This window comes from Sulfuriferula nivalis (assembly GCF_009937995.1).
Taxonomy (GTDB): Bacteria; Pseudomonadota; Gammaproteobacteria; order Burkholderiales; family Sulfuriferulaceae; genus Sulfuriferula; species Sulfuriferula nivalis.
The window spans coordinates 2,058,438-2,080,191 of the sequence record NZ_AP021881.1; the positions used below are offsets into that span (position 1 = coordinate 2,058,438).

General features: G+C 46.0%; 19 protein-coding genes. 11 read left to right on the forward strand and 8 right to left on the reverse strand.

Going from position 1 to position 21,754, the window contains the following annotated elements:
- Positions 1–57: 57 nt before the first annotated feature.
- From SFSGTM_RS10195 to glk, 7 genes are read right to left on the reverse strand one after another with little or no spacing between them, the layout of a single operon-like run.
- Entirely contained in the window at positions 58–2,550 is a 2,493-nt protein-coding gene (locus SFSGTM_RS10195; protein WP_174237410.1) for a glycogen/starch/alpha-glucan phosphorylase, read from the reverse strand.
- Positions 2,550–4,025 carry a glycogen synthase GlgA gene (glgA, locus tag SFSGTM_RS10200; protein ID WP_162085072.1) on the reverse strand — a complete coding sequence of 492 codons (1,476 nt, stop codon included), beginning with the start codon at positions 4,023–4,025 and terminating at the stop codon, positions 2,550–2,552. The genes SFSGTM_RS10195 and glgA overlap by 1 nt, the downstream gene beginning before the upstream one ends.
- Positions 4,026–4,029: 4 nt before the next feature.
- Complete coding sequence (gene glgB / locus SFSGTM_RS10205) at positions 4,030–6,201, reverse strand: 1,4-alpha-glucan branching protein GlgB (RefSeq protein WP_162085073.1); 2,172 nt, start codon at positions 6,199–6,201, stop codon at positions 4,030–4,032.
- On the reverse strand, positions 6,201–7,559 hold the full coding sequence (gene malQ, locus SFSGTM_RS10210) for a 4-alpha-glucanotransferase (protein WP_162085074.1): 1,359 nt from the start codon (positions 7,557–7,559) through the stop codon (positions 6,201–6,203). The genes glgB and malQ overlap by 1 nt, the downstream gene beginning before the upstream one ends.
- Positions 7,556–9,277 carry a glycoside hydrolase family 57 protein gene (locus SFSGTM_RS10215; RefSeq protein ID WP_198420543.1) on the reverse strand — a complete coding sequence of 574 codons (1,722 nt, stop codon included), beginning with the start codon at positions 9,275–9,277 and terminating at the stop codon, positions 7,556–7,558. The genes malQ and SFSGTM_RS10215 overlap by 4 nt, the downstream gene beginning before the upstream one ends.
- Positions 9,278–9,292: 15 nt before the next feature.
- Entirely contained in the window at positions 9,293–10,588 is a 1,296-nt protein-coding gene (gene glgC / locus SFSGTM_RS10220) for a glucose-1-phosphate adenylyltransferase (protein ID WP_162085075.1), read from the reverse strand.
- Positions 10,589–10,617: 29 nt separating this feature from the next.
- A complete protein-coding gene (gene glk, locus SFSGTM_RS10225; protein WP_232525958.1) occupies positions 10,618–11,637 on the reverse strand; it encodes a glucokinase in 1,020 nt (339 codons plus the stop codon).
- Positions 11,638–11,820: 183 nt separating this feature from the next.
- Here glk and SFSGTM_RS10230 point away from each other — a divergent pair, with 183 nt between their 5' ends.
- The 10 genes from SFSGTM_RS10230 (at position 11,821) to rlmD (ending at position 20,093) form a co-directional block, all read left to right on the forward strand.
- Positions 11,821–12,060: a FeoA family protein gene (locus SFSGTM_RS10230; protein WP_162085076.1), complete on the forward strand. Its 240-nt coding sequence runs from the start codon at positions 11,821–11,823 to the stop codon at positions 12,058–12,060.
- Positions 12,057–13,841, forward strand: coding sequence for a ferrous iron transport protein B (feoB, locus tag SFSGTM_RS10235; protein ID WP_162085077.1), 1,785 nt, complete (start codon positions 12,057–12,059; stop codon positions 13,839–13,841). Before SFSGTM_RS10230 ends, feoB begins: the two co-directional genes overlap by 4 nt.
- Positions 13,842–13,917: 76 nt before the next feature.
- On the forward strand, positions 13,918–14,523 hold the full coding sequence (locus tag SFSGTM_RS10240; protein ID WP_162085078.1) for a MotA/TolQ/ExbB proton channel family protein: 606 nt from the start codon (positions 13,918–13,920) through the stop codon (positions 14,521–14,523).
- 11 nt (positions 14,524–14,534) lie between these two features.
- The gene (locus tag SFSGTM_RS10245; protein ID WP_162085079.1) at positions 14,535–14,951 is read left to right on the forward strand and encodes an ExbD/TolR family protein; all 417 of its coding nucleotides are present in this window, start codon (positions 14,535–14,537) and stop codon (positions 14,949–14,951) included.
- Positions 14,952–14,994: 43 nt separating this feature from the next.
- Positions 14,995–16,086 (forward strand): glycosyltransferase N-terminal domain-containing protein, encoded by a 1,092-nt coding sequence (locus SFSGTM_RS10250; RefSeq protein ID WP_162085080.1) that lies wholly within the window; start codon positions 14,995–14,997, stop codon positions 16,084–16,086.
- Positions 16,080–17,096: a tetraacyldisaccharide 4'-kinase gene (gene lpxK / locus SFSGTM_RS10255; RefSeq protein WP_162085081.1), complete on the forward strand. Its 1,017-nt coding sequence runs from the start codon at positions 16,080–16,082 to the stop codon at positions 17,094–17,096. Before SFSGTM_RS10250 ends, lpxK begins: the two co-directional genes overlap by 7 nt.
- Entirely contained in the window at positions 17,089–17,268 is a 180-nt protein-coding gene (locus SFSGTM_RS10260) for a Trm112 family protein (RefSeq protein WP_162085082.1), read from the forward strand. The genes lpxK and SFSGTM_RS10260 overlap by 8 nt, the downstream gene beginning before the upstream one ends.
- The gene (kdsB, locus tag SFSGTM_RS10265) at positions 17,268–18,029 is read left to right on the forward strand and encodes a 3-deoxy-manno-octulosonate cytidylyltransferase (RefSeq protein ID WP_162085083.1); all 762 of its coding nucleotides are present in this window, start codon (positions 17,268–17,270) and stop codon (positions 18,027–18,029) included. Before SFSGTM_RS10260 ends, kdsB begins: the two co-directional genes overlap by 1 nt.
- A gap of 4 nt (positions 18,030–18,033) precedes the next feature.
- On the forward strand, positions 18,034–18,693 hold the full coding sequence (adk, locus tag SFSGTM_RS10270) for an adenylate kinase (protein WP_162085084.1): 660 nt from the start codon (positions 18,034–18,036) through the stop codon (positions 18,691–18,693).
- Positions 18,694–18,776: 83 nt separating this feature from the next.
- A complete protein-coding gene (gene rlmD, locus SFSGTM_RS10275; protein ID WP_162085085.1) occupies positions 18,777–20,093 on the forward strand; it encodes a 23S rRNA (uracil(1939)-C(5))-methyltransferase RlmD in 1,317 nt (438 codons plus the stop codon).
- A 4-nt stretch (positions 20,094–20,097) separates the two neighbouring features.
- Here rlmD and SFSGTM_RS10280 read toward each other — a convergent pair whose 3' ends face one another.
- Positions 20,098–20,910, reverse strand: coding sequence for an HDOD domain-containing protein (locus SFSGTM_RS10280; protein WP_162085086.1), 813 nt, complete (start codon positions 20,908–20,910; stop codon positions 20,098–20,100).
- Positions 20,911–21,050: 140 nt separating this feature from the next.
- Here SFSGTM_RS10280 and SFSGTM_RS10285 point away from each other — a divergent pair, with 140 nt between their 5' ends.
- The gene (locus SFSGTM_RS10285; RefSeq protein ID WP_162085087.1) at positions 21,051–21,737 is read left to right on the forward strand and encodes a Bax inhibitor-1/YccA family protein; all 687 of its coding nucleotides are present in this window, start codon (positions 21,051–21,053) and stop codon (positions 21,735–21,737) included.
- The last annotated feature ends 17 nt before the right edge of the window (positions 21,738–21,754 follow it).

The following is a 21,754-nucleotide window of genomic DNA, read 5'->3' on the forward strand; positions in this document are numbered from 1 at the left end:
CTACATAACAAAAGGGGTGGCAAATGCCACCCCTTATTATCGTTTCACAAATATCTATCAGCCATTATTGATCGGTTTCAACTTCCAAATTTCACGATTATATTCAAGCATCGTTCTATCAGTAGAGAAGAATCCACTCGCAGCAGTATTTAATATACTCATACTGGTCCATTTCTCAGTATCTTGCCAAGCTGTTGCAACAGCCTGTTGAGCATCAATATAACTACGGAAATCAGCCAAGGTCATCCATGGATCAGTTGATGACATCATCGAATTAATAATGTCATCAAAAATCCCTGGCTCACATGCATTAAAGTGACCGCTACGCAACAAATCCATCACTGCACGTAAATCCGCATCTTTCTCGACATATTCCCAAGGGCGGTAATCATGACGCAATGCATCAACATGCTCTGCACGCAAACCGAACAGGAAGAAGTTTTCTTCACCCACAGCTTCCAGCATCTCAATATTAGCACCATCATAGGTACCTATAGTCATCGCACCATTCATCATGAACTTCATGTTACCTGTGCCCGATGCTTCTTTACCCGCTGTCGATATCTGTTCTGACAAGTCAGTCGCTGGGGCAATAATTTCCATGGCAGAAACACGATAGTTAGGCAAGAAAGCCACTTTCAAATGTCCTTGGGCATCAGGATCATTATTAATAACCTCAGCCAGGCTATTAACCAATTTAACGATACGTTTTGCCATGTAGTAACCTGGTGCTGCCTTCCCACCAATTAATACACAACGATTAACCATATGTTCGGTCTTACCCTGCTTAATTTGAACATACAAATGAATCACATGTAATAAATTCAGCAGCTGACGCTTATATTCATGTATCCGCTTCACCTGCACGTCAAACAAAGCATGTGGATCAAAATCAACGTCGCAATCAGCTTTCACTAAAGCCGCCAAGCGTTGTTTGTTAGCCAGTTTCACTGCGCGCCAATGCGCATGAAACGCTTTATGCTTAGCAGCCGCCAAAGGTTTCAATTTGACAATCTGGCTTAAATCAGCGATCCACTCGTCGCCAATCTGCTCACTAATGAGTGAAGTCATACCTGGATTAGCATGCGCTATCCAGCGACGTGGCGTCACACCATTAGTCTTATTATTGAATCTTTCTGGCCATAATTGGTAGAAATCATGGAACAGGCCATCTCGCAACAGTTGAGAGTGCAGCGCTGCAACACCATTCACTGAAAAACTACCGACAATAGCCAGCCAGGCCATGCGCACATGACGATAAGGCGCCTCACCGATGATAGACATACGTTGTTGCCGTTCAACGTCCCCTGGCCACTTCATGGAGACCTTACGCAAGAACTGCGCATTAATCTCATAAATTATTTCCAGCAAACGTGGTAGCAAACGTTCAAACAAACTGACGGGCCATTTTTCCAGCGCTTCAGGCAATAAAGTATGGTTGGTATATGCCATGCAACTCGACGTAATTGACCAAGCTTCATCCCAATGCAAACCATGCTCATCCAATAACAGCCGCATTAACTCTGCCACAGCGATAGTTGGGTGGGTGTCATTCATCTGAAATACATTTTCTACCGCAAACTTACGAAAATCCATTTCACCATGTCGAACCCATACCCGCATGGCATCTTTAATACTGGCTGAAGCCAGGAAATACTGCTGGCGTAAACGCAACTCCTTGCCATTTTCGCTGCTGTCATTAGGATACAACACCATGGAAATATCTTCGGCCTGATTCTTGGACTGAACCGCTTCGGTATAACTACCTGCATTAAATTCAATCAGATTGAATTCGTCAGTCGCTGCCGCTTTCCATAAACGCAAGGTATTAACCGTTTTATTACGATAGCCAGAAATTGGAATATCGTATGGAATAGCAAGAACATCGTGTGTGCTTATCCAGCGTGCACGTGAATTACCTTCTTTATCGATAAAATGTTCGGTATAACCACCAAATTGTATGCGTTGACTATATTCAATACGCTCGATTTCCCATGGATTGCCATTTTGTAGCCAATGGTCTGGCGCTTCCATCTGGTAACCATTCTCGATATATTGGCGGAACATACCGTATTCATAGCGTATACCGTAGCCCATCACAGGCAAACGCAAACTGGCGCAACTATCCATGAAACATGCGGCCAAACGACCCAAACCGCCATTACCCAAACCGGCATCCGGCTCTTCTTCAATAACTTCTTCAAGTTTTTGACTGTAATTAAGCATAGCCTGATCGGTCGCGGTGTGTATGCCCAAGTTAAGCAAATGATTGCCTAAGGCACGCCCGATTAAGAACTCTAACGACATATAAAATGCACGTCGGTTACCTGGCTGCAATTGTTCATTCCATGTATTACGCCAATCCACCATCAGTCGATCACGTACCGAATAAGCTAGCGCCTCATAGATATAATTAGGTGCGCAACCATGGAAACGACCTAAGTGATAAGACAAATAACGTTTAAAATCATGACCAATAGTTGCAGCGTCATCGACTAAAGGCTCTAATGTGAACGGTCGATAAACATGTTTCACGTATTCCTTCTTCATCACTGAACTCCCTTATATAAAGATAAATAGGCTTGGGCACTATGCTCCCAGCCAAATGAGTGATGCATACCTATACGTAAAATCGATTGCCATACTTTGGGTTGCAAATAATATACCAGCGCACGTTCCACAGCTGCAATCAGTGCCGCCGGTGTTAACTCATCAAAGACAAAACCATTTGCCGTACCATGTTCCAGGTGGAGCGGCGTAACATCAACTACGGTATCAGCCAATCCACCAGTGCGATAAACAATAGGCGGCGTACCGTAACGCAGACTGTACATTTGATTCAATCCGCATGGTTCAAAACGCGAAGGCATCAGAAACATATCAGCCCCAGCTTCTACCAGATGCGCCATGCCTTCATCATAACCAATGAATACGGCAACACGATTGGGATGACTAACTGCAAACTCATGCAGCTGCGCCTCATAACGCGCATCACCACTACCAACAAAAACAAAACGCATCGCCGTATGCGCCAACCATTGTGGTAAAGCAGCTAAGACCAAATCAATACCCTTTTGCTCAACCAGTCGACTCACCATGCCAATCACTGGTGTATGCATAGCGGCTTCATCGTCACTTAGATGGAATCGCTTCAATAGTGCCTGTTTATTCAATGCCTTACCCGGCTGACGACGGGTGGCGGTATAGTGTGCTGTCAGATAGCTATCTGATGCGGGATCCCATACGGATTCATCTATTCCATTCAAAATGCCATGCAACTTATGTTGAGCAACCTGCAATACCCCTTGCAAACCATAACCAAATTCTGGAGTACATATTTCACGTGCATAGGTAGGGCTCACTGTAGTGACTTCGTCTGCATACACGATACCTGCTTTGAGCATAGAGAAGCCGCCATAAAACTCTACACCGTCAGTAGTCCACCATTGCCGTGGCAACGCTAAACGATTAAAGTCATGCAAACTGAAATGACCACCATAAGCCATATTATGTATAGTGAAAATTGACTTGGGCGGATGTGGCAATTCCTTTAATAATCCTGGTATCAAACCAGTCTGCCAATCGTTGGCATGGACAACATTTGCGCGCCAGCCTAAACCCAGCGCATCGCCAGCCATCTCAACCACCGCCCGTGAAAACACGGTAAAGCGCTCAGCATTATCAGCCCAGTCTTCACCATCAGCTTGCAAATAGGGATTACCGGGACGGTCAAATAACGAAGCGCTATCAACCAACCATAACGGAAATGTAAATTGTGGGTGCTTAATTTCTAACACACGCACACTATGAGTGCGCTTTGATCCACGGACATCCAGCCATCCCAGAATACGGATGGACTCAGCGTGCATTAGCACCTTCCGATAAGCTGGCAAAATCAATCGCACATCCACACCGGCCTTATGCAAAGCATGGGGCAAGCTGTACGCAACATCGCCCAAACCGCCTGTTTTTATTAATGGATATGCTTCACTCGCTGCAAACAATACCCTTGTTGATGTTGGCATATTATTAACTCACAACTCGTTTCAAAAACACCGCTGCCAATGGCGGCACTACCAATACCAAAGATTGCGCGAATCCCATCCAAGGTACATCTTGAGTATGTAACTCACCCGCATTACCACAATTGCTGCCACCATAATAATCAGAATCGGTATTAAGCAACTCTTGATAACGTCCCGCCTGCGGAACACCGATGCGATAACCCAATCTTGGCACAGGGGTAAAATTCAATATTGCCAATACATGCTCTTCATCACTATTACGCATCAAACTGAGAACAGACTGATCGCTATCATGGCAATCTATCCACGAGAATCCACGTGAATTAAAATCATACTGGTGCAAAGCGACTTCATTCTGATACAAGCGATTCAAATCGCCAACAAGTCGCTGCACACCATGATGGATAGGAAACTGACATAAAGTCCAATCCAATTCACCCTTATCTCGCCACTCATTCCATTGACCGAATTCACTACCCATAAACAGCAATTTCTTACCAGGATGCGCATACTGCCATGCATAAAACAAACGCAAATTAGCAAATTTCTGCCAATAATCACCCGGCATTTTGTCCAGCATACTGCCCTTCATATGCACTACTTCATCATGTGATAATGGCAAAAAGAAGTTCTCGGTATAAGCGTATATCTGGCTAAATGTCAGCTGATTATGATGATATTTACGATGAACAGGATCTTCTTCTATGTAACTTAGATTATCGTTCATCCATCCCATGTTCCACTTCATGGAAAAACCTAAACCACCCAACTCCACAGGGCGTGACACCATAGGCCAGGCAGTAGATTCTTCAGCGATGGTCAACACGCCCGCGAAACGGCCATGCAGCACGGTATTCAATTCTCGTAAGAAGGCAATAGCCTCCAGATTTTCACGTCCACCATACTGATTGGCCGCCCATTCACCCGCCTTACGTGAATAATCCAGATATAACATCGACGCAACAGCATCTACACGTAATCCATCAATATGAAATTCATCTATCCAATAGAGTGCGTTAGCCAACAGGAAATTTTTGACTTCATTACGCCCATAATCAAATATCAGCGTTCCCCAATCCTGATGCTCACCACGACGTGGATCCGGATGCTCATACAAAGTCTCACCCGTAAAACGCGCCAACGCAAAATCATCCTTAGGAAAATGGGCTGGCACCCAATCGAGTATGACGCCCAAACCCGCCTGATGACACGCATCAACAAAAGCACGGAAATCATCAGGTAAGCCAAATCGCGCAGTTGGTGCAAAATAACCGGTGACCTGATATCCCCAGGATTCATCCAGAGGATGCTCAGCTATAGGCAACAACTCTATATGGGTATAAGCCAGCTCTGTCAAATAAGGAATTAGACTTTCTGCAAGTTCCGCCCAGCTATAAAATGTCCCGTCAGGATGACGACGCCAAGAGCCCACATGCAGCTCATAAGTACTAATCGGCTTATGTTGCCAATCAAACTGCGCACGTTGCGCCAACCATACTCTATCCTGCCAATCATGCTGACTAGGTACTGGAATACATGAGATGGTTTCAGGACGATTAAAGCTTTGCTGTGCGTAGGGATCTGCTTTCGTCATCAATTGACCATGCGCACCTAGTATTTCATACTTGTAGCCCCAACCACCCTCTAAACCCGGAACAAATAACTCCCATACGCCACTTTGTCCACGTGAGCGCATAGGCAAACTACGTCCATCCCAGCCGTTAAAATCACCTATCACGCTGACACGCTGAACCCCTGGTGCCCAAACCGCAAACTGACACCCCGCCACACCATCAACCACATCGAGATGCGCGCCTAATATATGCCACGCGTCATAATGTCGACCTTCACCAAGCAAATACAAATCCAGTTCGCCAATGAGCGCTGTGAACGTATACGGCGAGATAGACTCAAGCCAGCTTAAATCAGCTTTAGATTGCCAACGCAACACCGGGTGCTGTTCAGTTCGAACAGGCAACTTAAGTTCAAAAATATCGGTATCTTTAAGACGGCTAAATACTTCACCCGTTTTTAAAGCAACTTGTTCGGCAGCCGGCATAAATACGCGGAGTAACCAACTTTCATCCTTGGTCTGCTGATGCCAGCCCAATACATTGAATGGGTCATGATGCGTACCCTGTTGTATACGACTAATATTTAGTTTAGTTATAGGCATTATTTTAAACGTTGAGTGTTATGTAACGATAAACGCAAGTTTGATGCCAAATCTGTTGGCACATCTTGCCACTGAAATTTCCAAGACCAGTTACCTTGAGTTGTACCTGGCGTGTTCATTCTTGCCTGACTACCCAACCCTAATAAATCCTGCATAGGCACAATAGCCAGATTGGCTGTACTGGCAAAAACAGTATGCAACATAGTATCAATTAATTGCGATGACTCTGTGATTTTTAACATCGATAAAACAGCAGCTTGCTCAGTTTCATCCAAGCTGGAAAACCATCCTGAAAGTGTGTCATTATCATGCGTCCCTGTGTAATACACACGATCGCAGGTTACATTTTCGGGCTTATGCGGATTATCTGTAAAACTGTCAAAAGCAAACTGCAACACACTCATACCTGGCAAATGGAATTGCAGTCTGAGCGCATTCACATCCGGGGTTATCACGCCCAAATCCTCCGCCACTAAGGGCACGCTACCCATATCCTCCAGTATGCACTGCAATAATGCATCACCTGGCACATTTTGCCAGTAACCATCCATTGCTGTCGGACTTGATGCAGGTATCATCCATGAAGCCGCCAGCCCTCGGAAGTGATCTATACGTACAAGATCAAAAAATTCAAAGTGATAACGTAAACGTTCCCGCCACCAGATAAAATCTGATGAGCGCATGTAATCCCAGTTATATTGAGGATTACCCCAACGTTGCCCTGTAGCAGAGAAGTAATCGGGTGGAACGCCAGCAACCAGCGTCGCCTGACCAGCATCATCAAGCAAGAAACAATGCGGATTTGCCCACACATCGGCACTGTCATGCGCCACAAATATGGGCATATCGCCAAATAAAGCGATCTGCAACTCAGCCGCATAATGACGTAAATGTTGCCATTGCATATACAGTTGATATTGTTGCTGTATATGCGCATCGATTTGATGTTGGTATTGCTGCTTGACTGCTTGCAAGGCTAACACATCACGTTTTCGCAAATCGTCAGGCCATGCGATCCATGATGCGCCATCATGCAGATCTTTTAACACCATAAATATGGCGTAATTCTCAACCCAATGCCGCTGTGCATGGTACCAGGTCTGAAATGCAGCATCTTCAATATCGACCGTACCCAGATGTTCTGGAAATAATGCAGGATTCAAGGCAAAAGCAGATGCGCACTGATATGGAGAAGCATCAGCCAATGGCACACCCAAGGGTAGCATTTGCCACACCCCTATACCCGCCTTTGCCAGCATATCTAATAAACGATATGCATCATCATCCAAACGTCCAGATGGTAAAGATGTTGGATGTAACAACACCCCAGCTTGACGGACTTGCACATGCGCACTCATTCCACATTCCTACGCATCGTGCCTGCATTCTCAGCATTACCACCCCCTTGAGATAACGGAATATCAAGCATTGCAGGTGCGTCCACATTAAGCAGTTTATATAACTCGCGCAATTGCTCACGATATAACTGCTCAAAATCGCTTACACTCCCCGCTGGGTTATAATCCCCAAACCACCAGAACCAATCTGACCCTTCGCACACAGCTAGTTGCTGGGTAGCATCTGTCAATTGTGAAGCGCTCAGTTTTCCAGACGCGATAACCTTATCGTAAGCAACCTTCGCCGCCACCAAGTAATCCCAACCACGATTTTTATCGGCTGAACCTATCCAGGTTGAAAATGAACCATAGACCCAACTACCTGCACAAATTTTTGGCAAAGGTAATGCAGTCACACTTTTGGACACATCCGCAAAGGTGGATGTTTTAATATGGGGTGAACTAGACAACTCCTCATACAAAGCATCTAAAAAGTATTGCCCGTTCTCAGGATAATATTCCCACGCATTTTCGCCATCTAAAATCACAGAGACGACATGTTGATCGGCTTCTTTACCTAAAAAATTCGCAATATTATTTAAATGTTGTACAAAATCCTGCGCAGCGTCATCCGCATGCCAATCACTGTATCTAAAACCGATCAAGTCTGACAAGCCATCATCACGGAAAAACATCCTGGTCTGAGAATCGCCGTGTTGACGAGGTTTAAAGAGTTCACGTTTACTGCCAACATCAACACCATCACATCCCGAAATATGATAACTATTGCGCCAGACCCCCTCTCCAGAAGCTGTCCAAGCTATATCATGTGCATCCAATAACTGTACCGCATCTTCACTGATGCCACCCTCAGCCAACCACACCCCTTTAGGCTTATGCCCAAAGTACTGTTCAAAAACAGTTAATCCATGGGTGACATGCCATGCACTACGTGTGTCACCATCAGGGTAACCCTTAGCATGAGGACGTGGCGCTTCAGGGCTAGCACACTGCATATTGTCAAAACTGTGTAACAGCGGAATAATTGGGTGGCCATAAGGTGTCATGGATAGCTCAACTTGCCCACGCTCATACAATTTCCGATAGCGTGGAATCAATCCCGCCAAACAATCCCGCATTACAGTCAGTAATGTGCGTCGCTGCTGAATATCAAAGCTGCCCTTATGCAAAAATAGCGCCTGGACTTCAGCTGGTTTACGCAAACTGTGCCCTAACCAAACCAGATGATACCAAGTCAGCAAATCCAGAAAATACTGGTCATTCAAATAACGTAACGAGCAACCGATGCCCGCACATCCCATACCAAAATCTTCTGTCGAGCCCACCATTTTCAGCAGGTTATTGAATAGAGGATATGGATGTATCATGCGTGGCGCATGGCAGCGCTGACAGTCACGTATCAACTGTAAACGTGCCTTTTCATCCGATGGAATCGGAGTAACACCTGCAAGCAGATTAAGCATTCCATCCTGCATAGGCGTGCCATGTTCAAGAAAGCCAGTCAATTGCTGAGCGTAATCATCCAATTGCTCAAGCAATACAGGGACAAAATTCACCACCGCACGCATTTGCGGATGCTGTTCCAGATGCGCCGCCATATCACTGTAGTCTTTAATGCCATGCAAATAAACCCAAGGCAAACGATATTCACCCGTTAAACCCTGGCGATAATATGGCTGGTGCATATGCCAGCACAGCACTACATTCAAGCGACTCATTACGTACCCCTAAATTTAACGATAAAGATGTTGCCCCAACATTTCTGGTGTTACTAAAACAATACCTTCTTTGGTCACATGAAAGCGCTTCGCATCTTCCACCAAATCCTCACCTATGACAGTCCCATCAGGAATCACACTGGCTTTATCAATAATTGCACGTGAAATACGGCAATTCTTACCTATAGACACTTTAGGTAAAATAACGCAATCTTTAATCAGGCTATAGCTTTCTACAGTACACCCGAAAAATATCACCGAACGTTTCACTCGTGCCCCAGAGATGATGCAACCCGCCGAAATCAGGGAATCGATAGCTTCACCACGCCGACCATCATCATCAAAAATAAATTTTGCAGGAGGAGATTGAGGCTGATACGTCCAAATCGGCCAATCTCTGTCATACAAATTCAATTCTGGATCTATTGCACACAATTCCATATTGGATTTCCAATACGAATAGACTGTTCCCACATCACGCCAATAACCAGGCGCACCTGTTTCGCTACGGAATGGATAAGCCATAGCGCGAGCATTATGAATATTGGCTGGAATAATATCCTTACCAAAATCATGAGAAGAACCAGCTATTTCAGCATCCTCTTTTAATATCTTGAACAAATATTCAGTAGTAAATACATAAATACCCATAGAAGCCAGAGCTGTATCAGGCTTGCCAGGCACGGCCTCTGGATTGGCTGGCTTCTCGGTGAATTTGGTAATCCGCATATCATCATCAACGGACATGACACCAAATTCAGAAGCTTCTTCACGTGGCACTTCAATACAACCCACGGTAAAATCTGCACCTCTTTCCACGTGATGGAGCAACATCGCCGAATAGTCCATCGTATAAATATGGTCACCGCCTAACACGATGACATACTCAGGATGATGACGTAACACGATATCCAGATTCTGAAACAGCGCATCTGCTGTACCCTGATACCATTCTTTTTTATGCGTACGTTGTTGAGCAGGCAAAATCTCTACGAACTCGCCAATCTCTGCCCGCATGAAACTCCAGGCACGTTGCAAATGGCGTATCAAAGAATGTGACTTATACTGTGTTAACACGCCAATACGGCGCAAACCCGAGTTCACGCAATTAGACAAAGCAAAATCAACAATACGATACTTGCCACCGAAAGGCACAGCGGGCTTAGCTCGCCAAGCGGTTAAATTTTTCAATCGTGAACCTTCGCCGCCTGCCAGAATCAACACCAATGTCTTACGCGTTAATTCAGTCACCATCTTAGGTTCAGTGTAATAGCGATACAGCTTTTCTTGTTGTGCTTTAGTTACAGCCATTTCCTCATCTCCTATTTATTTAACTACTATTAATTTAATGCTATTTGCATTGCACCCTGCAGCCCCAATCGCGCATTGGTTACCAAATAAATCGGCGTCTGTCTTACCAAATCAGCCATCCGACCCTTAGCTGCTGCAATTTCCATAAAACGCGTAGTGACTACCCAATTTTGCAAGTGAATAGCAACACCACCTGCAATAAACAACCCACCCTTGGGTTGATAGAGCAACACCATGTTTCCCACCCATGCTGCATAAACATCAACAAACAATTGCACAGCTTCAAGTGATACTGAGTCACCAGCCACTGCCAAATCATGAATTTGCCCAGCTTCTGGCACACTATCCAAAGCACGAGTATGAATCTGGGTTATTAAAAATTCATATACCAGACTCAAGCCTGCACCTGACAATATCCGCTCCCACGAAACATGCTGAAAGCGCATTTGCAGCCATGACAGCAATTTTGACTGCAGCTCATCAGATGACGCAAAATCAATATGCCCACCTTCCGTAGCAAAAGTCCTGTACACGCCACCCACATCCGCCTGCATCCAGGCCAAACCCAGACCAGTACCTGCTCCAGTAATCACACGCACCCCACCCACACGGGCTACACCATGATTCAACTCAACATAATCAGATTTTTTTAATGTTGCAACACCAGCAGCTGCGGCCTGAAAGTCATTCACCAGACGCACATCGGCAATTGCCAATTCTTGCTGCAAGGATTTAATATCCACAAACCAATCCAGATTAGTCAAACGCACTCCACCCGACTCAACTGGCCCAGGTAATGCCAAGAGTAACCTATCAGGATACACAACAGCATGTCCAGCATCCGCAATAAATTGACGGATTAAATCGCTAGCACTAGCGAAATTTGCGCTTACATAACATTGCTCAAATTGGATAACAGAAGGCTGATTTGGCTTGTGTGTGAACCAAGCCAACCAGCTTTTGGTGCCGCCGATATCACCAGCGACAATATTGATTAGATGCGTCCCGAGTTGATTATTGACATCAACCCATTGCGTAAAGTTAGTCATAATATTATAGGAACGTTATTGTTATGCCCTGTAAGGATTATTCTACGCCCGAATATCGCCAATAAACTAGCAATATTATTAAAAAGTACCATGCTAAATTGAAATTGTGACAAATAGCGCCATCACCACCTTGTTTATTCAATTAAGTCATGTTATAAATAAGAATCTTTCTCATTTAAGATAATGATGCATACCACTCTTGATCACTTACAACCTAATCAAACGGGCACTATTGCTACTATTGATGCTGGCGCTGAATTAACAGGGCGCATGTGCGCATTAGGTTTACGACTGGGTCGTATGGTTGAGGTTGTTCGCATTGCACCAATGCGTGGTCCCTTGCAAATCCGAGTGGGTCATACTGAACTCATGATACGCCGGGTAGATGCCGCGAAAATCAATGTAACACTCAACCAGCCATGAAACGCATCGCCTTGTTGGGGATGCCTAACACAGGCAAATCCACCTTTTTCAATCGCTTAACCGGTGCAGGTGCACGAGTGGGTAACTGGCCTGGCATTACCGTTGATTTGCTTTCTGCTAAAGTGTTACTAGCTGGGAGCATGATAGAAATTGTCGATTTACCAGGCATCTACAATTTGCACGGATTTTCTGATGATGAACAAGTCGTCCGCCATTTTCTAGAATCACAGGCAGTCAATGGCTTGGTTGTTATTCTCAATGCCACTCAACTTGATCGGCAATTAGCGTTATTGCTACAGCTGAAAACACTGAAACTCCCCATGACCCTCGTCCTCAATATGCAGGATGAAGCGCAACAAATGGGTATCAAAGTAGATATACCACGCCTGTCCCAAACTTTGGGCGTAGAAATCAATATGATTAGCGCAAAGCACGGACAAGGCTTTGGCAAGGCGCGCACCGCCATAGAGTCACTTATACATCACCAACCGACAGCTATTCATGCAGATGCCAGCGCATTCCAACAAGATGACAATATCGAAGCAGAATTAGACCGTATAGTCAGCGACACCGTTACCACACCCATCACCCTGCCACCCGATTTAAGCCGCCGACTCGACAAAGTTTTATTGCATCCATGGTTAGGATTACCTTTGTTTTTCCTGACTGTTTTTATTTTATTCCAAATAGTCTATGGCATAGGCACACCACTACAAGATGGAACAAGCTGGTTATTAGATCAATTTAAAACACTTGTGCTTGAGCCTGCACTTTCTAATGCGCCGTATGCTCTTAAAAGTTTCATAACCGATGGTTTATTCGATGGTATAGGTACTGTGCTTACTTTTTTACCCATTATCGTCATATTCTTCATGTTCATGGCAATTATTGAAGACAGTGGCTATTTATCTCGCGCAGCCTATCTGATGGATGCAGTGATGGCTCGACTGGGACTGGATGGGCGCTCATTTGTCATGCAACTTATGGGTATGGGCTGCAACGTACCTGCATTAATGGGCACACGAGTAATGCGTTCGCGTGCACTGCGCTTACTTACTATGCTGGTTATTCCGTTTTCATTATGCTCGGCACGATTACAGGTTTTCCTGTTTTTCACTACCGCAATTTTTGCACCGCGTGCGGCCGCAGCAGTCATGTTCTCTTTATACTTCATGAGTTTCTTAATGGCGTTTTTAACCGCTTTAGTATGGCGAGGAAAATACCGCAGCCATGAGCCTTTGTTATTAGAACTACCCCCTTATCGCTTTCCAACCATCAAACAATTGCTCGCGCAAGGTTGGCAACAGTCAGGTCACTTCTTGCGTGGTGCAGCAGGTTACATTGTTGCTGGTGTCATTATTGTATGGGGACTTACCCATTATCCATTTAACGTTCCACCTGCCAGCGCGACAACCTTGGCAGGCCAGCTTGCCAGTTGGATGGCACCAGTATTTGAGCCATTAGGTATAGATCGCCTACTTTCAGTAGCACTGTTATTTGGTTTTATCGCAAAAGAGATAGTGATTGGCGCCCTTGCCGTAATTTACGGTGCAGGACAGTCAAATTTAGCAGGCATACTTGCGCATCAACTCGACTGGGTACAAGCTTATAGCTTCATGTTGTTTACACTCATCTACACACCTTGCTTATCAACCATTGCAGTCTTAAAGCAAGAATCCAAGAGCTGGTGGTTTACTATTCTGGCGGTGGCATGGCCACTTGGATTAGCATGGTTGGTCAGTTTTATTTTCTACCAAAGCGCCCGTGCATTAGGTTGGTAATCACACCACCCTTGCCGAAACCCCAATCTCACGCTAAAGTGATGTACGTTTTTGAACCCTTAGGAGTATATGCGTCGTGTTAGCTATTATAGAAGCAGCTGGTTGGCCAATTTGGCCTTTAGTATTAGCATCGATTTTATCTGTCGCAATCATCATTGAACGTTTCATTTCATTACGCTCATCAGAAATTGCCCCGCAAGGATTATTAGAGAAAACAGTACAAGCCTATCGCCAGCAGGGCGCTAACAACGACATGCTGAATTTATTGGCACAAAGCTCACCACTGGGTCGTATTTTTGCCGCAGGTTTACGCAATGCGAAAAACTCACGTGAAGTAATGAAAGAATCCATAGAAGAAGCCGGTCGTGGCGTAGTCCATGACGTAGAGCGCTTTCTGCCAGCACTTGGCACCATCGCATCTGTTGCTCCTTTGCTCGGCCTGCTCGGTACCGTTATCGGTATGGTAGAAATTTTCGGCGCACAAACGCCATCGGGCGGCAATCCAGCAGTGTTAGCACACGGCATATCGGTTGCATTATACAACACTGCATTTGGTTTGATCGTAGCGATCCCCAGCTTGATTTTTTATCGTTTTTTCCGTACTCGTGTTGACAGCCTGATCGTGGAAATGGAACAAGAAGCGATTAAATTAGTTGAAGTCATACACGGCGAACGTCAGTAAGTGAGGCCAAGATGAATTTTCAACGCAGACAAAATCAGGAAGAACCTGAGATTAACCTCATCCCGATGATAGACGTGTTGTTGGTCGTGCTGATTTTCTTGATGGTTACTACGACATATGCCAAATTTTCTGAGTTGCAAATCAATTTGCCACAGGCAAATGGTGAAACATCCAAGGAAAAACCTGCACAAATTACAGTATCCGTTGATGCAGTGGGCAATTATCAAGTTAATGCCAATACTATTAACTTCACTAACGTCACCAACCTTGCCCAAATTCTGAAACAGGAAGCAAAAGGCTCGGCTGATACAGTAATCATCATCAATGCTGATGCAAAAGCAACGCATCAGTCTGTCGTTAACGTCATGGAAGCCGGTCGTGAAGCAGGTTTAACTCGCATCACTTTCGCTACACAAAAAAGCAACTAACCCCCCACGCCCCAACAGGGGCGTGTCATACTGCATATTCGCTATGAACAATTGGAAAGACCCACTCGGCAGTAACCGCATAGGCTTATGGCTAGCTGACCGCAATGACCGCAAACGCAACAATATTGCTCGCATTGCTGCACGCTGGGGTTGGGTCAAGCCTTTGGGTGAGCGCGGCAAAGTAATATGGGTAATCGCTGGTGCGAGCCGGAATAGTGTACGTCTTGCTGTGGAACTGGTTCGTGCAATCCGTGAAAAACGTTTAGACATACGCCTCGTACTCACATTTGAACAAGATTATCCAGAATTACTGAATGCGCTGGATGACTGTGACAAAACAGGCTGGGGACTAGCACCTTGCGACCATCCACGCGCACTGGAACGCGTTAATGAACGACTCTCACCTTATGGCATTATTGTCATAGACACGCAACCACGCCCTAACCTGAGCGCGTTATTAAGCCAGCATGAACGTGTGCTCGTCGTTAACCCACCTCAAACTGTCGCCTACAAATGCGAACGCATATATAACGGCACAGGTAACGGTGAATTAGCTCCGCCAGCCGATATGCTCGCCATCCTGGCGCAAGCGCAAATAGACCCCAACTTCAAATCGCTAGTTAATCACGGCATAGAGCGACATTTATGGTGGCTACATGATGACGCATCCAATACCAGTAGCGCACTAATCACCCAATTCAAACAACAAACAACAAACGATGTGCTGTTTGTCAGTGGTGCTAAACCTGATGGTAATTTCATCGCTATCAGCAGCTGGGATCGCAGTCCTATCCCTGGTGGCAGTATCGTCTGGGTTGACGATGACAAATGGTTAACTGCTATTTCTGCCGCTGTCACCGCGACACACCTAGTATCTATCGACCCAACCGTACTCTGGCAAGCAATGGCTGGCGGTGCCGCAATTTCCTGTCAGCAGCATCATGATTTACCCAAGACCAGTTTGCACGAAGCCATTACAGCTTGCGCTGATCCTACTACCCTCTGGCAAGATTATCGTGACAACCCGATACTTGCTCGCCAGCGTGGGGATAGTGCTCGGCGTTTATTCTGGCAAGAACGCCGCCTGGCAGAAAGCACCAGCGAAGAACTGGTGGCACGCGTTTTTGAATGGTAGCCTGGTTACAGCGTCAGTGGCTGAGCATAACCATCTGGCATGTGCTACTTATCCCGCTATCATGGTTATTTTTGAGCATTACTCGCATACGCCAGCTTGCCTATAAACTACGTTTATCTACCAGCTACCGCCTTCCAGTCCCCGTCATCGTAGTTGGCAATATTAACGTAGGTGGCACTGGCAAAACACCTCTAGTCATCTATTTAGTACAACAGCTACGTCAACACGGATGGCGACCCGGCATTATCAGCCGGGGCTACGGTGGCACAGCTACGACACCCACAGCAGTCAACGCCAACAGCGACCCATCCGTAGTCGGGGATGAGCCATTGCTAATTGCACAACGAGCAGGCTGTCCATTGTGGGTAGATCGCAACCGCCCCGCCGCTGCGCATGCGTTGCTGTCTAGCCATCCTGAAGTCAATATCATTATCAGTGACGATGGTCTGCAACACTATGCACTGGAGCGCGATATCAATATTGCAGTCATTGACGGCGCGCGCGGGTTTGGCAACAAGCAACTTTTGCCTGCAGGCCCATTACGTGAGCCACTAGCTCGCCTTAGCACTATGGATGCTATCGTCATTAATCAAACAGGTGCATACCACACCAGCATCCCGCCTACGCTCTCTCACTATGCTATGCACTTGCAAGGCCATCAGTTCACGCAGCTGCTTCATCCTCAACGAACTGCAACTGCTCAGAATTTCATCAATCAGCCTATCCATGCAGTGGCCGGCATAGGCAACCCAAACCGCTTTTTTGATCAGTTGAGTGCTATGGGACTAACAGTTATTCCTCATGCTTTTCCTGATCATCATCAGTATCAAGCTGGCGACTTTAATTTCACCCATTCTAATTTATCAGCCATTATCATCATGACCGAAAAAGATGCGGTAAAATGTCATTCTTTTGCCGATGAGCGGATGTGGGTTTGGGCAGTCGATGCACACCTACCTGATACTTTCATCGCCGACATACTCACCCAATTAGGAAACCATCATGGATAGCAAGTTATTAGACATACTGGTCTGCCCGATTTGCAAAGGGCCGTTGGTTTACCACAAAACCACACAAGAATTGATCTGCAAAGCAGACAAACTCGCTTTTCCCATTCGTGACGATATTCCCGTCATGCTTGAAGGTGAAGCCCGCACACTGGCCGAGGACGAAGCCATTTAATGCATTACACCGTCATCATCCCTGCCCGCCACGCCTCTACTCGTCTGCCTGCCAAGCCATTGGCAGATATACACGGCAAGCCGATGATAGTACGTGTTGCAGAACGAGCAGCATTAAGCCAGGCTCAACAAGTATGGGTAGCAGCTGACGATGAACGCATCATGCATGCGCTGGATGAGCACGGTATTACAGGCATACTTACCGCCCCACATCATGCCTCTGGCACGGATAGACTGGCAGAAGCGGTCATGCAACTAGGCTTAGATGATGATGCAATAGTTGTGAACGTTCAAGGTGACGAACCGCTAATCGCACCAGAACTAATCCATAGTGTTGCCGCTGATCTGGCTGCGCATCCTGAGTCGGTAATGGCAACGGTATGCCACGCTATTGACGATACTGCCAGCATGATCAACCCCAATATCGTCAAGGTAGTGCTGGATAAAGATGGACACGCGCTGTATTTTAGCCGTGCACCTATTCCTTACCCTCGGGACGCATTCGCAGCAGGTGCAGCATTACCTGCTGATCTGCCTGTATATCGTCACATCGGTTTATATGCTTATCGTGTCGGATTTCTGAAACACTATGCTAATTTAAGTCCTGCGCCCATAGAACAATTTGAATCATTGGAACAATTACGTGTGCTCTGGCATGGTTACAAGATCAGTGTCAGCATCAGCCCTCATCCCGCCGCTCCCGGCGTGGATACGGCAGAAGACTTAACACGTGTACGTGAATTATTTTTATTAGAAGGTTAACAACATGCGCATTATCCTACTCGGCGGCCCTGGGGCCGGCAAAGGCACACAAGCCAACTACATCAAACAACACTACAACATTCCACAGATCTCTACAGGCGATATGTTACGTGCGGCCATTACCGCCGGCACAGAGCTTGGCAAAGCAGCCAAGGCGGTCATGGATGCAGGGCAACTGGTATCAGACGACATCATTATCGGACTGGTCAAAGATCGCATCGCCCAATCAGACTGTGCCAATGGTTTCCTGTTTGATGGCTTTCCGCGCACCATCCCGCAAGCTGAAGCGATGAAAAGTGCAGGCGTGCCGATAGATTACGTAGTAGAAATAGACGTACCCGACAGCGAAATCATCCAGCGCATGTCAGGCCGCCGCGTCCACCTTGCTTCTGGTCGTACGTATCACACAGTATTTAACCCACCCAAAATCGCGAACACCGATGACATTACTGGCGAGCCACTAATCCAGCGTGATGACGACCATGAGGACACAGTCAAAAAACGCCTGGATGTTTACCATGCCCAAACTGAGCCACTGGTGCATTACTACTCTGACTGGGCAAATACCGCATCAGCCGCCGATGCACCCAAATATGTCAAAATCGCTGGCATAGGCAATGTAGAAACCATCCGTGACCACGTTTTTGCTGCCTTGGGCAAGTAAACACTAACAGAACATGTCGGGCTTTAGCCCGACAATGCCACACCTGCATTCATCATCCACCCAAAAAAACGCAATCTTTAAATATGACCGACACCATTACCGCCCCCGCCACACTCACTATCACCTCACTCAACCATGAAGGACGTGGTGTTGCACGGCGCGAGGATGGGAAAACCATATTTGTTGATGGTGCAATCACTGGCGAAGTTGTGCAATATTCGGTTTACCGCAAAAAAGACAGTTTTGAAATGGCGCAAATCACCAAAATTGTACGCCCCAGTTTTATGCGTGTTAAACCCCGTTGCCCCCATTTTGGTGTATGTGGCGGCTGTAGTTTGCAACACATGGATGCAGGTGCTCAAATCGCGGCCAAGCAACGTGTACTGGAAGACAACCTGGTGCACATAGGCAAGGTTCAACCTGCCAGCATCATGTCACCCATCCATGGCCCTGCTTGGGGCTATCGCACCCGCGCACGTATGTCCGTGCGTCTGGTAGAAAAGAAAGGTGGCGTACTGGTTGGTTTCCACGAGCGTCGCAACAGCTTTATCGCCGACATGACTTCCTGTGCTGTGTTACCACCGCGTATTTCCGCACTCATACCATTATTGCGCGAATTTGTCATGCGACTCACTATCCGCTCCCAGCTACCACAGATAGAAGTCGTTGCTACTGACGTGGTTGATGCTTTAGTCATACGCCACATGGTACCTATTCCTGCAGAAGATGAGGTGCTATTACGTGAGTTCGCAGATCAGCATCACATCCAGTGGTGGACGCAATCCAAGGGGCCAGACACTATCCAGCCATTCTATCCATTAGACGTACCAGAATTATCCTATAGCCTGCCTGAATTTAATTTGGTCATGCCGTTCCGCCCCAGTGAATTTACCCAGATTAATACCGATGTTAACCCCATCCTCATGCGCCGAGCTATGCAGTTGCTCGACCCGCAGCCAAATGAACGTATCGTTGATATGTTCTGTGGACTAGGCAATTTCACCTTGCCAATAGCGCGCCATGCACAGACAGTAGTCGGCATAGAAGGCAGCAAGGAACTCGTAGCCCGTGCGCAACAAAACGCCACGTTTAACGGCATTAGCAATACTGAATTTATGGTAGAAAATCTATTTGAAATAACCACTGAACGCATGCAAGCACTAGGTCATTTTGACAAAATGCTGATAGACCCACCACGTGATGGTGCGTATGCGTTAGTGCAAGCACTTGATGATAATGCACCTAAACGTATTATTTATGTTTCATGCAATCCCGCCACGCTGGCACGCGATGCCGCGGTGTTGGTACATGAAAAAGGATATCAACTAAAAAGTGCAGGTATCGCCAATATGTTCCCACATACGGCACATGTTGAATCTATAGCCTGGTTTGAGAAATAACTGTTTAAGGTGACTGAACAATAGCTTGCACATCAATCGCTGACATGTGCAGCAATTCCCCTATTGCCTTGTAATCATCTGGCAAGGCTGCATCATCCCAACCATTTTCAGCATGTCGCGCCAAATTAATTGCTAGAAAAATATTGCGCATTTGACGATGCTGCGAATTGGTTTTTTCCATAAAACCAATCAACATAGTTGGCAACACCCATGATTTGGCCAAGGCCAACTGTAAATCAGATAGCTTGAATCCGAAGATTGCCTGCTGAGCCACACGAGAACGTAAACTCTTATCTTTCAATTGCATTTCTCGTACTTGCATCATCTGCTGCGGCGCATAACACCACATCAGGATTTCTGCAAAGTTATGGAGTAATGCAGCGGTATGAATTTCATCAAAATGAGTGTCCTGCAACCGTACCGCCCAATCACGTGCATAATAGGCCGCGCGAGTAGCGCGCCGAATAACGTGCAACATCCCGGTTAAGGCAACGACCTTACCCTGCAAAAGATCTTCAGCCACAAGTCCAGGCCGAACCTTTTCAAATACGGTCTTCATACCCAGCATCATTAATGCCTGCTCTACTTGCACAACTTCGAACTGTTGTACACTGTGCTTGTGGTGTTGTAAGTAACGCAACAAAGCTACGGTCATTAATGGATCCGAATTGATAATATCAGCAATGCCTCGAATATTTAACTCATCCGCATCAAGGTCAACTCGTCCAAGCTCACGTGCCGTACGTTTAAGCATGGGGATTTCTGTGGTTTTAAAAAAACTCACCCAGCCATCCAAATTCAGTATTGGCTCTATCATCACTCACTCCACTCAACTTCCTTATTATTAGTTGCCTATCCTACAGAAAATTTACAAGATAAGCCACAAACGCCGTAAGGTTGCAACTTTAACTGCATTCCTATAGTCTATGAACAGTTAGTTTAATTTGGAGCAACAACATGCAACCTGAAATCCGATACGCAGGCACTACAGACATATCTGAAGTCCAGAACAAAGTTTTACGCAATACCTACCTCATGCTGTCACTCACCATGATACCGACTGTAATTGGCGCTTATGCAGGATTAAGCATCAACTTTTCTTTCATGGCGCAACACCCTGTCCTCGCTATGGTAGGAATGTTAGCTGTCATGTTTGGTATGTTTATGGGAATCGCCGCCAATCGCAACAATACCCTCGGTATTGCGCTATTGTTAGGTGTAACATTTTTGCTTGGTTTAATGCTGGGCCCAATATTACAAGTAGCATTACATTTCCGTAATGGTCCACAGCTAATCGCCATGGCAGCCGGCGGCACTGGGGCAATATTTTTCACCTTGGCAACCATCGCCACCGTCACCAAAAAAGACTTTAGCTTTATGGGTAAATTCTTGATGGTAGGTTTGGTAATGCTGATATTGGCTTCACTGGCAAATATGTTTTTCCAGATACCAGTCGCTTCATTAGCAATTTCAGCTATCGCGATTATGATATTTTCTGGCTACATACTCTATGACATCAGCCAAATCATCCATGGTGGTGAAACCAACTATGTCATGGCAACGTTGGCAATCTACCTCGACATCTATAATATTTTTGTTAACTTGTTAAATCTGCTGATGGCACTAGCAGGCAATCGTGACTAAGTAAGTTTCAGGGCAAG

Bases quoted from the DNA above. Each gene is read 5' to 3' on its own strand.
- SFSGTM_RS10195 (WP_174237410.1), bottom strand. From the start codon at position 2,550: ATGAAGAAGGAATACGTGAAACATGTTTATCGACCGTTCACATTAGAG.
- glgA (WP_162085072.1), bottom strand. From the start codon at position 4,025: ATGCCAACATCAACAAGGGTATTGTTTGCAGCGAGTGAAGCATATCCA.
- glgB (WP_162085073.1), bottom strand. From the start codon at position 6,201: ATGCCTATAACTAAACTAAATATTAGTCGTATACAACAGGGTACGCAT.
- malQ (WP_162085074.1), bottom strand. From the start codon at position 7,559: ATGAGTGCGCATGTGCAAGTCCGTCAAGCTGGGGTGTTGTTACATCCA.
- SFSGTM_RS10215 (WP_198420543.1), bottom strand. From the start codon at position 9,277: ATGAGTCGCTTGAATGTAGTGCTGTGCTGGCATATGCACCAGCCATAT.
- glgC (WP_162085075.1), bottom strand. From the start codon at position 10,588: ATGGCTGTAACTAAAGCACAACAAGAAAAGCTGTATCGCTATTACACT.
- glk (WP_232525958.1), bottom strand. From the start codon at position 11,637: ATGACTAACTTTACGCAATGGGTTGATGTCAATAATCAACTCGGGACG.
- SFSGTM_RS10230 (WP_162085076.1), top strand. From the start codon at position 11,821: ATGATGCATACCACTCTTGATCACTTACAACCTAATCAAACGGGCACT.
- feoB (WP_162085077.1), top strand. From the start codon at position 12,057: ATGAAACGCATCGCCTTGTTGGGGATGCCTAACACAGGCAAATCCACC.
- SFSGTM_RS10245 (WP_162085079.1), top strand. From the start codon at position 14,535: ATGAATTTTCAACGCAGACAAAATCAGGAAGAACCTGAGATTAACCTC.
- SFSGTM_RS10250 (WP_162085080.1), top strand. From the start codon at position 14,995: ATGAACAATTGGAAAGACCCACTCGGCAGTAACCGCATAGGCTTATGG.
- lpxK (WP_162085081.1), top strand. From the start codon at position 16,080: ATGGTAGCCTGGTTACAGCGTCAGTGGCTGAGCATAACCATCTGGCAT.
- SFSGTM_RS10260 (WP_162085082.1), top strand. From the start codon at position 17,089: ATGGATAGCAAGTTATTAGACATACTGGTCTGCCCGATTTGCAAAGGG.
- kdsB (WP_162085083.1), top strand. From the start codon at position 17,268: ATGCATTACACCGTCATCATCCCTGCCCGCCACGCCTCTACTCGTCTG.
- adk (WP_162085084.1), top strand. From the start codon at position 18,034: ATGCGCATTATCCTACTCGGCGGCCCTGGGGCCGGCAAAGGCACACAA.
- rlmD (WP_162085085.1), top strand. From the start codon at position 18,777: ATGACCGACACCATTACCGCCCCCGCCACACTCACTATCACCTCACTC.
- SFSGTM_RS10280 (WP_162085086.1), bottom strand. From the start codon at position 20,910: ATGATAGAGCCAATACTGAATTTGGATGGCTGGGTGAGTTTTTTTAAA.
- SFSGTM_RS10285 (WP_162085087.1), top strand. From the start codon at position 21,051: ATGCAACCTGAAATCCGATACGCAGGCACTACAGACATATCTGAAGTC.